At 44.1% G+C, this 14,872-nt stretch carries 8 protein-coding genes; 1 reads left to right on the forward strand and 7 read right to left on the reverse strand.

Going from position 1 to position 14,872, the window contains the following annotated elements; genetic code table 11:
- Positions 1-14: 14 nt before the first annotated feature.
- Both addA and addB read right to left on the reverse strand, forming a co-directional pair.
- A complete protein-coding gene (gene addA, locus NQ503_RS13025) occupies positions 15-3,716 on the reverse strand; it encodes a helicase-exonuclease AddAB subunit AddA (RefSeq protein ID WP_005424935.1) in 3,702 nt (1,233 codons plus the stop codon).
- A complete protein-coding gene (gene addB, locus NQ503_RS13030) occupies positions 3,716-7,045 on the reverse strand; it encodes a helicase-exonuclease AddAB subunit AddB (RefSeq protein WP_005424934.1) in 3,330 nt (1,109 codons plus the stop codon). The genes addA and addB overlap by 1 nt, the downstream gene beginning before the upstream one ends.
- A 136-nt stretch (positions 7,046-7,181) precedes the next feature.
- On the opposite strand from addB, the gene NQ503_RS13035 reads away from it, so the two are divergent.
- Entirely contained in the window at positions 7,182-7,619 is a 438-nt protein-coding gene (locus tag NQ503_RS13035; RefSeq protein WP_005424933.1) for a hypothetical protein, read from the forward strand.
- A gap of 34 nt (positions 7,620-7,653) precedes the next feature.
- Here the strand turns inward: NQ503_RS13035 and NQ503_RS13040 are convergent, their stop codons facing one another.
- The 5 genes from NQ503_RS13040 to NQ503_RS13060 form a co-directional block, all read right to left on the reverse strand.
- On the reverse strand, positions 7,654-9,759 hold the full coding sequence (locus tag NQ503_RS13040; protein ID WP_044925679.1) for an NAD(+) synthase: 2,106 nt from the start codon (positions 9,757-9,759) through the stop codon (positions 7,654-7,656).
- A gap of 12 nt (positions 9,760-9,771) precedes the next feature.
- On the reverse strand, positions 9,772-10,650 hold the full coding sequence (gene hslO / locus NQ503_RS13045; RefSeq protein WP_005424930.1) for an Hsp33 family molecular chaperone HslO: 879 nt from the start codon (positions 10,648-10,650) through the stop codon (positions 9,772-9,774).
- Between the two features lie 24 nt (positions 10,651-10,674).
- Positions 10,675-11,436 (reverse strand): class I SAM-dependent DNA methyltransferase, encoded by a 762-nt coding sequence (locus NQ503_RS13050; RefSeq protein ID WP_005424929.1) that lies wholly within the window; start codon positions 11,434-11,436, stop codon positions 10,675-10,677.
- Positions 11,437-11,566: 130 nt separating this feature from the next.
- Positions 11,567-12,655 (reverse strand): PsbP-related protein, encoded by a 1,089-nt coding sequence (locus NQ503_RS13055; RefSeq protein ID WP_044925678.1) that lies wholly within the window; start codon positions 12,653-12,655, stop codon positions 11,567-11,569.
- A gap of 125 nt (positions 12,656-12,780) precedes the next feature.
- Complete coding sequence (locus tag NQ503_RS13060; RefSeq protein WP_005424926.1) at positions 12,781-14,838, reverse strand: HelD family protein; 2,058 nt, start codon at positions 14,836-14,838, stop codon at positions 12,781-12,783.
- Between the last annotated feature and the right edge of the window lie 34 nt (positions 14,839-14,872).

Genomic DNA, 14,872 nt, shown 5'->3' on the forward strand with positions numbered 1-14,872 from the left:
CCTACGGGATATTTTCATGATAACGGTATCATCTTTCTCAGTGTAAATGAATAAATATATGTTTCCTTTACTTTTTTCTGCAGCATTCGTTCCAATGCCGCTGCGTAATCCTCCAACTGTATATGATACAGATCGATCAGATCCTGTTCTCCCCCCGGTGATACCTTATCAGTCTTATAATCCACCAGTACGATCTCATCGTCCTCAATAAAATAGGCATCTATGATTCCCTGCACCAGTACTGTCTCTTCACCGTTCCAGGCTGCCTCGATCTGATTCATCTTCTGTGCAATAACAAATGGCTGTTCGCGATAAAGTGCGTTTTGTTCTGCTGCTGTTTTCATACGCTGTCCAAGTTTTGAATCCACAAACGCAAGAATATCTGCAATTCGGATACATTGTGCTTCCTCCGGTGACATTTTCCTGCTGTCTGTGAGCATCCGAATCTGTTTCTGGATCTGATGTACATCTTCTGCATGTGTATAATCCAGGCATTCCATCAGACGGTGATAGGCCGTTCCTCTTGCAGCTCCACGATATTCTTCTTTTTCCCCTGAAACAAATGTCGGAATGATCTCCTGAATATCCGGTTCATAAAACAGGGATTCTTCTTTTTCTTCCTCCCCCCGCCAGCTGCGTTTCTTAAGTTCCGATACACTGACTTTCACCGGCAGATCTTTAAGATATTCAAATGGATAGCGAAAAGCAAATCTTTCTGTCAGAATCTCATGGATCTCCTCATCATAAATTTTTCTGCTGTCCCATTCTTTGAGAAGTTTTTCCTGCATCTGGCTGTCCGTCTGTCCAAGAATCTCACCCTGTACCAGCTCCGCTGCCGTAATTTTCTGCACTTTGAATTCCGCATGTTCCATCTCACAGACCTGGATCTGCCGGTCTGCAATCCCATATTCCCTGAAAAGTGGCAGCATAGCTTCATGGCGAGCCAGAGCCGGAAGGATAAATGACCAGTAGTTTCTTGCTTCTCCCCTTGTTCCAATTGGAAGCAATGTCTCTCTGCGTCCCATCTGCCAGGAAACCGCCTGCAGCACATCCGCAAGCTTTGCAATTGTCCCTGTAATGATCAGTTTTTCCTTTGCCCTGGTCAGCGCCACATAAAGAACTCTCAATTCTTCCCCAAGGCTTTCCCTTTTGAGCTGTCTCCGTATGATCTGTTTGTGTACTGTTGACAGAATCAGACGTTTTTCCGGAAGGATGACATCCACTCCGAAGCCCATATCAGGATGAATCAGAAAACGACTGTTGATATCCTGAAAATTGAACTGTTTTCCCATTCCTGCTGCAAACACGATTGGAAATTCCAGTCCTTTACTTTTGTGTATTGTCATGATCTGCACTGCACCGTTTCCGGCATCAGCCAGATTTACTTCTCCAAAATCCACTTCATATTTCTGCAGTTTTTCTATATAACGAACGAAGTTAAACAGTCCACGATAGCTTGTTTTTTCGTATTCCATTGCTTTTTCCACAAGCATATGAAGGTTCGCACCTCTCTGTGCACCACCCGGAATTACTCTTACATAATCCCCATATCCTGTTTTTCTGAGAATATACTGGATCAACTCATGAACCGGTGTGTACACCGCAAGGTCACGCATTTCTTCCAGCAGCTCTATAAAATGACTGATCTTCTCTCTTAATACAAGTTCTTCTTCATCCCTGTCATCTGTCTTTCTTTCTCTGAATGCAAGCAGACTTTCATACAACATACCATCCGGACATTTGCTTCGGATTATCGCAAGTTCCTGTGTATTGCAACCTCCGATTGCAGAATGCAGTACACCTGTCAGCGGAATATCCTGCATTGGATTATCGCATATGCGGAGATAATTCAGAAGCGTCACCACTTCCTGTGCTGCAAAATATCCTGTTCGAGATGCTGTATAGACCGGGATTCCCTTTGATGCAAGTACCTGGCTGAATGGCTCCGCCCATCCCGCAGAAGTTCGCAGAAGGATGACAATATCACCATATCCTGCCTTACGATAAGTTCCGCTATCCTTATCCAGCACCTCTTCGATACCGACAAGCTTCTGGATCCGCTGTGCGATCGCAAGTGCCTCCAGTTCCTGTACTGTCTGATTTCCCTGCTCCTCCAGTTCCTCACCGTCCTTTTCGATCAGGAGTACTTCTGTCTCCGGCTCTTTACCATCTGCTCTCTCTGGAAATGACGCACCTGTATAAAGTGCATTTTCATCCTCATAAGTGATCCCGCCAAGATCCTCACCCATGATCTGGCGAAACAGATAGTTGACAGATGATAATACCGTTCCACGGCTTCGGAAGTTTTTGTGCAGATCGATTCTCTGTTCCTCGCTGTCTTCCAGTGAATAGCTGTGGTATTTTTCCATAAAAAGCTCCGGTCGTGCCAGACGGAAACGATAGATACTCTGCTTGACATCTCCAACCATAAAAATATTTTTCCGTTTGTCTGCCCATCCGGCTACCAGATTCGTGATCATCTCCTGTACCAGATTACTGTCCTGATACTCATCTACCATTACTTCATCATAACGTGCAGATAATTCCCATGCAGCTGCACTCGGTGTGATCGTATCGCCTTCTTTGTGCATCAGTATGTCCAATGCAAAATGTTCCATATCCGTAAAATCCAGAATATTCTGTTCTCTTTTTCGGTCAGCAAAAGCGTCCTTATACTGCAGTGTGACTTCAGCCAGTCCTTCCATTGGTCTACGGCAATACTGCAGATACTCAAGAATCATTTCTTCTGTCTGGTTAAAATATTTTTCTGTCAGTTCATTCCAGAGTCCCTTGGCACTGTCACGGAGATCTTTCACCTGTATTTTCTTTTCCTCGTCTACCGACAGATCTTTTTTCGTTGAAAGCCGGGCATATTTGTGATTTTTAAGAAGTTCTGAAAATCCATTGTAATCACGCTCTTTGACCGCAGTCTCCGCTGCTCTGAGTAACAGAATATCATCATCCAGCGCAGCCTCGTAAAAATAAGGTCCTGACTCTTCCCGGCAGATTGCAGCTGCCCTGGAAAGAAGCTCTCGTACCTGCACGATGCTCTCATCTGCGGCATCCCAGATCAGCTTCATCCACGGTGTATCGTGAAGATCTTCCAGTGAATCCACCTGATACACTTCAAGACACTCCTCGATCCATTCTTCCGGAAACGGATGACTCATAGACGCATCGTACAGTTTATAGATCATATCGCGTATCTCATCATCTGTCTTTCCCGTCGCATAACACTCCACAAGACTTAAAAACTTCTCGCCTTTCCTTGCATAGGCAGCCTCCAGAACCTCCTTCATGACATCTTCCCTGAGAAGTTTCAGTTCTCCTTCCTCTGCCGTCCGATAGCCAGGATCCAGATCGATCATATGGAAATAATTTCGAATGATGTAAGCACAGAATCCATCAATTGTTGTAATCTGTGCATTGTGAATCAACGATGCTTGTCTTTGCAGGTGTTCATTGTCCGGATTATCGTACAATATCTGATCGATTGCAGCTGAAATCCTCTCCTTCATCTCCCCTGCCGCAGCACGCGTAAATGTCATGATCAACAGACGGTCAATGTCCACTGGTCTTTCTGTATCCATGATCTTGCTTAATATCCTCTGTACAAGCACAGCCGTTTTTCCGGAGCCAGCTGCAGCACTGACCAGAATATTCCGATCCCGAAGTGAAATGACTTTCTGCTGTTCTTCTGTCCAGGTTACTCCCATCAGTCTTCCACCTCCTTTGCAAATGCTTTCCAGATCTCCTCATCTGCAAACTGTTTCAGTCTGCGGAATTCATAACCTGGAATCTTCCGGTCAAAACCGCAGGTCCCCTGATATGGACAGTATGTGCAGGCATTACGGTTTCCCATCTCATATGGAGCAGCTTCCGCATTGCCGTTCAATATCGATTCCCGGATATCAGTGATTTTTTTCTTTACATAAGCATCCAGAAGTTCAAATTCTGTCTCGCTTGCCACAGAAGAACCTTTTCGAAGTGTTCCCTTTGTCGTATAAGACAATGGCAATGAGATCGTAGTCCTGTCCAGATTCTCGATCACATCCCTGTCGTCCATGACAAGGCCATTCATTTTCAGCTTTTTGAAAATCTCCGGATCCAGTTCATCCAGATCTTCTTCCATTTCTTTCTGAAGCATCGGATCTTTGACATTGTAATAAAAGATTCCTGCCGGTCTTACCTGACAGTCCGGATGTTTTCTCTGTTCTGCCTGCATGGCGGCATCCATATACACGACCAGCTGCATCTGAAGTCCATAATAAATACTTACCAGATCAAATGAGGTATTTCCGGTCTTGTAATCTATGATCTTTACATAAACCCTGTCTTCTTCCTGCATCACATCCAGGCGGTCAATTCGGCCTCCGCCAATAGCCACCTCGAAACCTTCCGGCTCAAATCTGCCGTTTTTTAACTGTTCCTGTAATGCCCATACGGTTCTTCGGAGAATTCGTCTCGTCCGTTCTATCATGTAGTAATTTCTTGCACTGCTCTGCAGAATCGTATTTCCATAATCAGCAGCAATTTTATCCAGACAGTTATCTGCGATCGTATCTCGTTCTTCATCAGAGAGTTCTCGCCAGTTCAGTTGTTTTTGCCGCAGCTCTACTGCAAACTCCTCCAGGGCCTGATGAATAATGTTTCCCATATCCATTGCCCGAAACTCATATTCTGCCCGTTCCGTAAGTTCAAGTCCATATTTCAGAAAATGTGCAAATGCACATGCAGAAAAACGCTCCAGCCTCGTTGCACCATTTGGTGAGATTTCCCCATACAACGCTTTTGCGACACTTTTGCTGATCTGATCCACCGGTTTTCTGAGGAAAGCTGCCTCGGTCAGTTTTTTTGTCATTGTACAATAATCGGGACTATTCAGATACCAGCTGTAGAGTTCTGCAAACAGCTGATTTTCTTTTCGTTTCTCTTCATCTGTCAGATTTTCCAGAAGATATCCTACCGATGTATTTGGCGTTTCCAACAGATCCAGTTCCTTTTCCGGTTTCTCTGCACGCTCTATATGAATTTCAGGAAAAAGTGTCTGTATTGTACGAATCAGAAATGCCGGTCCTACTGCTTCTCCTTTTCCATTTGATCTGCTGTAAGAAAGGCAGAGACTTTCACTCGGTTTTGTCAGATTCAGATACAGATAAAAACGCTGCATGTTCATCAATTCTTTTGGTCCCGGTGCCAGCTCAATCCCCTGATTTCCCAGGAAGTCTCTGTCCATCTCTGTCAGTATTCCACCGGACTCCGTATTTTTCGGAATGCATCCTTCATTAACCCCGACAAAAAACAATGCCCGAATATCTTTCAGTCGTGTTCTCTCCATATCTCCGATCAGAACCTGATCGATTCCCGGAGGAATCAACGCAACTTTCGCCTGCGTCATACCGGTCTCCAGAAGCTGTCTGAACTCTTCAGGAGAAACTACTTCTTCACCAAGGATACTGACCATCTTGTCCAGAAGATCCATGATAATCCCATAGATCTGTGCATATTCTTTCTCCCTGGCACGATCTCCCTGCTGTTTAAAATGCAGTTCCTGCACTTTCAGTTTTTCCTGGATCTGTCTCTTTACAATAAAATCATACAGATATCTGCTGTATTCTCCGACTGTTTTCTTTTTTCCGGAGAATCCTTCTGCCAGTTCACGTACTTCCTCTGTAAAATGTTCACGAATTTCATTCAAATCCATGATAACCGCCGGATCCATGCCACGGTAGATCCTTACCCATGTCTCATTCCATTTGCGAAATCCACGGATTCCAAGTGCAATCACATAATTTTCCAGGATATCCACTTCTCTTCTTGAAAGATCCGACATTCCACATCGCAGATAACGAAAAACACTTTCATAACTGAATCCCTGTACTGTCATTTCCAGGGCAGCACGCAGATACTCCACAAATGGATTCATCAATACCGAATGTTTTTCATCCACAAAAAAAGGAATTTCCGCTGCATCAAACACATGTCTGGCAATGCTTCCATATTCCTCCAGATTTCCCGTGATCACAGCGATCTGGCCGTATCTGTATCCGTGTTCACGCACCAGCCGGCTGATTCGCCTTGCCGTTTCTTCCATTTCACGTTCCGGATTTCCTGCCTGAAAAATCTGCACCTCCTTCTGTTCTTCGTTATAGGCTCCTCTGTGATAACGAAACAGATTCTGTTCCAGAAAATTCAATGCAGGTGCTTTTGCAAATCTGGATTCAGCTCCGGCCTTTACCCAGATTGGTTCTTTCATATCCCTGGTAAATTCCGAAAGGGATCGAATCATTTTGTGACTCATATAAAACAACTCATGTGGTTTTCCTTTCGCAAGCAACTGTTCTCTGACATCCATTGTTACTGTCACTGTTACATGTTCACAGACCTGAAGGAGTTCCCGGATAACGGTATGCTGCACTGGCGTGAAACCGGTATATCCATCCAGCACAACTGTACTTCCTTTCAATTTTTCTGAAAAAGGAATTTCTTTTGCCAGCACTTCCAATACCTCTTCTGCCGTCATAAAATGATCGGACAGGTATTCCCGAAAAGCCTCATACAAAACTGCCACATCTTTCAGTTTCATTTGAAGAAGTGGTTTGTCTGACGCATCCTGGATCATCTTATCAAGTTCTTCTTTGCGAACCTCATACTGCATAAATTCAGAAATCAGTGATTTTACTTCATCCAGATATCCTGGTTTTTTCATCTGGTTTTTCAGATAGACCAGTTTCTTCTGGCTGACCTGCACCAGTTTCTGAAGAATCATATTTTTGCCGGTTTCCTCCAATACTTTACGGGTATCTCCACCTACTTCTTCAAAAATCCGATAGGCCAGTCGTTCAAAACTCAGCACATCAATATTCAGGATTCCTTTCTGCGGATGCATCTCTACAAGTGTTTTCTGTGTCTGCATCGTGAACTGCTCCGGAACGATCACATAATACATTTTTTCCGGATGAGCAGCGGCTTCACGAATCACCCTCTGGTAAGCCCTGAAGGATTTTCCTGCACCTGAATTTCCTATAATAAACTGAAGTGACATAAAAGTCCTCCTCAAAATAATTCTTTCTATTAATTTAACATAAATCTACTCAAATTGTAATAAGATATACAGAATCAGAGTTAGATCAGATCTGCATCTGCAACAAACCATATTTCCGAAATCAGGAGGCTTATCCATGAGTTCCAAGACCAAAATTGTAGTTCTACATATGAAAGAAGTGATCTATACAGGAATCTTTCTGCTGCTCCTCGTGATTTTAGGTGTGGTGATGTTCCTTATGTTTGGTTCCGGCAAATCAAAAACGGCATCTTCCGATGCCGTTTCAAAATATACGCCCGGAATCTACCGCACTTCTATCCGATTGAACAACAACACGTTCGATGTAGAAGTAACGGTAGACCAGGATCAGATACAATCCATTCATCTTGCCAACTTAAGCGAAAGCACTTCTGCCATGTTTCCACTGGTTGAACCTGTACTGGACTCTCTGTCCAGCCAGATCTACTCCGGCCAGTCCCTGGATGATCTGGAATACTCCAGTGATCAGAAATACACTGCTCTGATGCTGATTCATGCGATCGATGAAGCAGTCACCAAAGCCGAAGCCGATTGACGTCTTCCCGTGACCACACCAGCACTTGTGTCTGTCAGATACGAATCTGTTCCAGTTCTTTCATCCACAATGCAGCGCTCGCATCACTTGGCATGCGAAGGTCTCCTCGCGGTGACACTGCAACGCTTCCGACTTTCGGACCATCCGGCAGACAGGAACGCTTGAACTGCTGCATGAAGAATCTTCGATAAAATGTTTTAAGCCATTTCAGAATCGTTTCATCATCATATTCTCCTGCAAATGCATTCTGAGCCAGACGGAAGATCTTTTTCGGTGGAAATGTCCAGCGAAGCATATAATACAGGAAGAAATCATGCAATTCATATGGTCCGACCAGATCTTCTGTTTTCTGAGAGATCACACCATCTTTCGGCGGCAGAAGTTCCGGGCTGACCGGCGTATCCAGAATGTCCAGCAAAATATCTGCAAGCTTCTGATCCTCACAGGTATCTGCATAATATCTTACCAGATGGCGGACAAGCGTCTTTGGTACGGATGCATTGACCGCATACATGGACATGTGATCTCCATTGTAAGTTGCCCATCCCAGTGCAAGCTCTGAAAGATCTCCGGTTCCGATCACAATACCACCGGACTGATTTGCAATATCCATCAAAATCTGCGTACGTTCGCGTGCCTGTCCATTTTCATAGGTTACATCATGCACTTCCGGATCATGTCCGATATCACGGAAATGCAGATTAACAGCCTCACGGATATTTACTTCTTTAAGTGTTGCTCCAAGGCATTTACTTAAACTGCATGCATTGTTATAGGTTCTGTCAGTCGTTCCAAAACATGGCATCGTCACTGCCGTAATCTTGCCCCGGTCCATGCCAAGCATGTCAAATGCCCGCACGGTCACAAGAAGTGCCAGTGTAGAATCCAGTCCACCAGAAAGACCGATCACTGCGTTCTGACAGTGGATATGTGCCAGACGTTTTTTAAGTCCCATTGCCTGAATATTCAGGATCTCATCACAACGGCGTTCTCTTTCTTCTTTTATGCCCGGTACAAATGGTCTGGAATCAAATTTGCGGGTAAGTTTTGTTTCTTCTCTTTCAAGAGTAAACAAAGCTTCATTATAACTGATATCCTGTCCTTCCGGAGCAAGATCCGGTGCAAACTGACAGGTTGTCATTCTCCTTCTTTCATTATCCAGACGATGAATATCAAGATCCGCATAGATGATGCCATTCACAAACCTTCTGCTCTCAGCGAGAATCGTCCCATTCTCGGCAATCAGATTCTGTCCACCGTAAACCACATCCTGCGTGGACTCGCCCTCCCCTGCCGTCGCATAAATATATCCACAGAGAAGTCTCGCAGACTGAGCACTCACAAGACTCCTCCGGTAAGAATCTTTGCCAACAACTTCATCGCTTGCAGACAGATTGACGATCAGATTCGCACCATGATATGCATGTGCAACACTCGGTGGATTCGGTACCCAGAGATCCTCACAGATTTCGGCTGCAATCTGAAGCTTCGGCATCTCCTCACAGGTAAAGATCATATTCGGAGAAATCCAGATATCTTCCTCATACAGTTCTTCATCCTCTTCCTCATCATTTTCGTCTATATAATCCGGCTCTTCATCCTCTTCAAGTTCTTCAAGTTCTTCAAAGCCATCAAATTCAGACATCTCAATCTCAAATTCCACATCATCGGATTCTGTATCTGATTCATAACGAGCTCTGTACACATCCCGATCAATATGCACGGTTCCGTCAAGGTTTTCTCCTGAAGTAAAATATCTTGCTTCATAAAACTCATTGTAATTAGGCAGATTGATCTTCGGCACAAATCCAAGAATTTCGCCATGATTCAGTCCTGCAGCAACATTATAGAGTTTTCCTTTATATTCCAGTGGCAGCCCTACAAAAATAAGCGCGTCCACATCAGCAGTTTCTTCTGCAATACGTACCAGCTGCACCTTTGCCTCTTCCAGAAGATTTTCCTGCCAGAACAGATCTCCACAGGTATAAGCAGTAATACAGAGTTCCGGAAAAACCATGACCTTGGCTCCCTGCTCTTCCATTTCATGTACCATGCGAATGATCTCTGTTGCATTAAATTCACAGTCTGCTACGCGAACATCCGGTGTTCCGGCAGCAGCCTTGATAAAACCATCCTTCACAGCTTCTTCCTCCTATTTGCACTTTCTGAGAATTTCTTTTAATTCTTCTACGCTGAACACATAATTCTGATTACAGAAATGACAGTTCAGTTCTACATCTTTTCCCTCCTGAATCAATTCATTCAGTTCTTTACGTCCAATACTGATCAACGCTCTTTCAACACGGCTCTTGCTGCAGTTACAATAAAACTCCGTAGGAATCGTATCATTGATCTCAATATCAAATCCGTCAAGCACCTGCTCAAGAAGACTCTCCGGTGTATGTCCCTGCTCAAGAAGCGTTGTAACAGACTGGATTTTCTGTACATTCTCTTCTAGTTTTGCAATTGTAGCTTCTTCTGCAAACGGCATGACCTGCACAATAAATCCGCCAGCCTGACGTACAGTATTATCCTTATTCATCAGGACACCAAGGCCAACTGCAGATGGAACCTGTTCACTTGCTGCGAAATAATAGGTCAGATCCTCTGCAATCTCACCAGTCTGCAGTGCGACCTGTCCGACATATGGTTCTTTCAGTCCCATATCTTTGATCACCTGGAGAAATCCATTGCCGACAGCTCCGGATACATCCAGTTTTCCCTTTGCATTTGCCGGGATAATAACTTCCGGGTTGCCGACATATCCCTTTACACGGCCTTTGGAGTCCGCAGTAACTGTAATTCCCTGAATCGGTCCGTCACCCTTTACCTGAAGTGTCAGGATATCTTTATCTCCCTTCATCATTACACCCATCATGGTTCCTGCTGTGAGCAGACGGCCAAGCGCCGCTGTAGCAACCGGACTGGTATTATGATCCTGTCTCGCTGTTTCTACTGTTTCTGTTGTAACCGCTGCAAACGCACGAATCTGACTGTCTGCCGCAATTGCTCTTACAATATAGTCTTTCATAAAATACTAACCTTTCTTTAGTTCTTATTGTTTCTTCTTGCCTTTCTCCCGCGCCACAAAAAATAGTCTTTCACTGTCCTCTGTTGCCGGATTTAATGTATATGCGTCATACACCGCAAGAAGCTCCATGCCTGCTTCTTTAATCAAAGTCTCTATTTCTTCCTGCGGATATGCCTTCTGGCAATGGACTTCTTCAGATTTCTCATACAGTCCGTCTTCTCTCGGAAGAAATACAGCCAGTTCATAATAGTTAAGCCCTTCTTCCTCATCATAACTGTTATCCCAGATGAAACTTCCCTCATCACGGTTCTCTGCGATCGTGGTATCTCCCAGCAGATCCCGGTATTTATGTACGGTATTCATGTCAAACAGAAAAATGCCTTCCGGATCCAGATAATTATTTACCAGTTCAAACACATGACGCAGTTCATCTCTGTCCGTAATATAGTTCAGACTGTCACAGACACTTACCACAGCCCGCACCGTACCATACAGTTCAAATTCCTGCATATCCTGCAGAAGATACAGAATATCCTGTCCGGATTCTACTCTTTTTTCCATTGCTTCTGCAAGCATTTCCTCAGAATTATCCACACCAATCATATCATAACCCTTGCCAGCAAGCAATCCTGTCATTGTCCCGGTTCCACATCCAAGTTCCAGAACCAGACCATCTGTAATCTCATATTCTCTGAGACGATCTGTAACATACTCCGCCCATCCTTCATAATCAATGTTATCCATGAACAGATCATAGACCTGTGCAAACTTCTCATATGCACTCATAGTTTTTCTCCTTTATCCGTAATTTTGTACCTGTTTCTTCCAAACTCCTGTAGTGCCCAAAAAGGCAGATGATCTCTCACCTGCCTTTTTTAATACATATTTCTGCAAGCAGCCAGTTTATGCTTCCCGCTTACTGTACAGGCATATAATATACGTCTGCTGCTTCTCCGTGCCAGTAATAGCTGTTGCCTTCTGCATCATATGCATCCTGTTCATCGATGAAGTTGTAAACATTTCCATCAGAATCAACCCAGTTTCCATTTCCATCCGGTGTGATAACAAACGGATGTCCGTCAGAGTTACGATACAGGGTTCTTGTCTCATCTGTATTGGTCAGCTGTTCCTCTGTGAATCCACCGGAATTTGTTGCTGTTCCGGAGCTATCACTGTTGTCTGTTGCTGCTGCATTTGCCGTTCCATCTGTTGCTGCTGCGTCCGTAGAACCATTTGCTGCTGCATCACCGGTATTTGCATCTGCTGCCGGCTGAGCTGCTGCATCACCGGTATTTGCATCTGTCTGTGCTGTATTCTCTATCGGGGCCTGCTGTGGAGCTGCTTCCTTCAGTGTGGAATCCCCAAGGATCTGGAAAGATTCTACTGCGGCTTTAACAGAAGCAAGTGCATCCTCTGTTTTTACTCCGGCGTCGATCGTATAGTACTCTGTATCATTTGCGAATACTTTATGAACAACATAAAGATTTCCATTGCTCTTGTCTGTATTCAGCATTTTTGTTGTATAGCTGTATACACCGATTCCATTGACATCATTGGCACTGTATTCCTGAATCTCAAAATCTGTTCCGTTGACTTTGTCTCCATCTGCCTGTTCCAGAGATACTGCCATATCCTGTGTACTTGGGACAACCGTTGCTGCCATCGTATCCTCGCCCTGTCCATGCAGAATCAGGATATTTCCCTGCTCTGGTGATTCGAAGCTGAGCATATCTGTTTCGTCTGTCTTATTTGCCCATGTAGCATCCGGCAGATTGATTGCAATGCTCTTATCTGCTGATGTATAAGTTGTACTCTGTACATTTGGTGAGATCGTCGGTACCGGTGTCTCTGTCGGTGCTTGCGTCACCTCCGGTGTCGGTGTATCAGTAACCTCCACAGTTTCTGTTTTATCTGTTTTGCCGTCTCCGCCAAAGCTGCATGCTGTCATAAAAACAGATGCAGATATCGCTATTGCCGAAATTGCAAGTAATCTTTTATTTCTCATAGTATCCTCCTTAATATGGTTATCTCTGTAACCACACATCTGTGCATATCTGTATTCCTGTGCACTTCATTCACAGCAGTCTATATTTTACATTTTTATTACAAAATTGTCAACAAATTTCAAATTTAGTCTTCTACATCATACATATGCAGTTCATGCAATGCTCTTGTCGCTGTGATGTACCTGGCCTGTGCCGCAAGACCGCTGTTGTCCTCTGCATGAAACACCCCAAAAACCTGGTCAAACTCAAGTCCCTTTGCAAGATAAAAGGTCGTTACTGTCAGTCCTTTTTTGAAATTCTGGCTGTCACGATTCATGTAAGTAAGCTGATATTCACCATCTGGATCAAGTGTTCTGAGTTTTTCTTCCAGATAAAGAAACGCATGCTCTGCTTCTCTTTCTGTAAAAAGAACCAGTGCTTCTGTTTCATAATCCTCTCGTTTCTGTTCCCATTTCTCAAGAACCCTGTCCAACGCTGTATGCAGATTTTTGAACTGCATCTCTTCCACTGCATCACCATGTCGGTCAAACAGCTCTATATCCGAGACACCGGTAAGACGATTCGCATATTGTGCAATTTCCATCGTATTACGGTAACTGCGGTTCATCACGATCTTACGGATATCTCTTCCGAAGATTTTCGGCAGAAACTTAAGCACATCCTGCTGCTGTTCTTCCATGGTCTGTGCCTTGTCCCCCAGGATCGTCATCTTACATGGAAACAGTTTCTTCAGAAGCACAAACTGAATCCAGGAATAATCCTGCATTTCATCCACTACCACATGCTTGATTCCGTGATGTCCCTTGCATCTGAACAGAGAATATTTCAGATAAAGTATCGGATATACATCTTCATAACGAAGTTTTCTTTTTTCAAGCGGAAGCCGTGGAAGTGCTTTATAACCTTCCTGTTCCAGAAAACGGCTGTACAGTATATAGCAGTCTCTTGTCTCATACATCCGCTGGAAACGCTCGGTCAGCTCTTCCTTTTCTTCATCTGCAAGATCTCTGTCCCTCAGTGTTTCCACCTGGTCAATGAAATATTCTGCTACTGCTTCCATTCTGGAAAGAAGCGGGATATCCAGGAATTTGAAATAAAAAAGATCTATGATTTCTTTTTCTTTCAGAATGCAGCCTTTGTACTCTACATCCTTGAAATTCATCAGATCATCTTCCATGCCAAGCATAAAAGCATCCAGCTTGCCGGCAAATTCTGCTGACTGTTTTTTCCTGCACAGTTCCTGCGATTCTGGACAGATGATTACCCGTTCGATCTGATCATAGCGGTCTTCACAGTCTGCAGCAATTCCCTTCAGTTCTCTATACGCAAACAGGTCAAAACTCATTTCACGAATGTTTTCTTCTCCCAGCTCCGGCAGAATGTGTGAAATATAATCCGCAAATACCCCGTTTGGTGAAAGTACCAGTATATTGGAAGATTTCAGATTTTCTCTGTCATGATAGAGAAGATATGCAATTCTGTGAAGTGCTACGGAAGTCTTACCACTTCCGGCAGCTCCCTGGATCACCATGATCCGGTCCTTGGTATTACGGATGATCGCATTCTGCTCCTTCTGAATCGTGCGTACAATATTTTTCAGCTGGACTTCTCCCTTACTTCCAAGCTCCGCGCCAAGAATCTCATCATCGATCTTTACATCACTCTCAAACTCGTAGATCATCTTACCGCGTCGGATCTTGTATTGCCACTTGGAGACCACTTCCCCGGAAAAGGTTCCGGAAGGTGCCTCATAAGCCGCCGGTCCTTTATCATAATCATAAAACAGACCGCTGACCGGAGCTCTCCAGTCATATACCAACGGACGATGTCCGGCTGTCTCGGACAGGTTTCCAATTCCTATATAAAAGATTTCCGGCTCATCATCTCCATCATACACAAAATCTACCCGCCCAAAGAACGGTGAATCCAGCATTTTCTTAAAACGTTTTCTTAGAAGAAACTGTTCTTCATTCGCATGCATCTGGTGGAACAGTGCCTGCTGGTTATCATAGTTCTCATAACCATACTCGTCCATCTCTGTATAGTTTTCCCAGTAATATTCATGCATATCCTCGACTTCTTTTTCACCTTCGAGAATTGCCTGATCGATCTGTGCAAGCCTTGTACAGAGACAGTTCAGCACATGCTGCAGATAATCTCTGCCATTTTCCATATTTGTCATAACTCATCAACCAATCATCATTTATTTTGCTGTG

It is taken from the genome of Blautia obeum ATCC 29174, assembly GCF_025147765.1.
Taxonomy (GTDB): Bacteria; Bacillota; Clostridia; order Lachnospirales; family Lachnospiraceae; genus Blautia_A; species Blautia_A obeum.

Bases quoted from the DNA above. Each gene is read 5' to 3' on its own strand.
- NQ503_RS13060 (WP_005424926.1), bottom strand. From the start codon at position 14,838: ATGACAAATATGGAAAATGGCAGAGATTATCTGCAGCATGTGCTGAAC.
- addB (WP_005424934.1), bottom strand. From the start codon at position 7,045: ATGTCACTTCAGTTTATTATAGGAAATTCAGGTGCAGGAAAATCCTTC.
- addA (WP_005424935.1), bottom strand. From the start codon at position 3,716: ATGGGAGTAACCTGGACAGAAGAACAGCAGAAAGTCATTTCACTTCGG.
- NQ503_RS13050 (WP_005424929.1), bottom strand. From the start codon at position 11,436: ATGAGTGCATATGAGAAGTTTGCACAGGTCTATGATCTGTTCATGGAT.
- NQ503_RS13035 (WP_005424933.1), top strand. From the start codon at position 7,182: ATGAGTTCCAAGACCAAAATTGTAGTTCTACATATGAAAGAAGTGATC.
- NQ503_RS13055 (WP_044925678.1), bottom strand. From the start codon at position 12,655: ATGAGAAATAAAAGATTACTTGCAATTTCGGCAATAGCGATATCTGCA.
- hslO (WP_005424930.1), bottom strand. From the start codon at position 10,650: ATGAAAGACTATATTGTAAGAGCAATTGCGGCAGACAGTCAGATTCGT.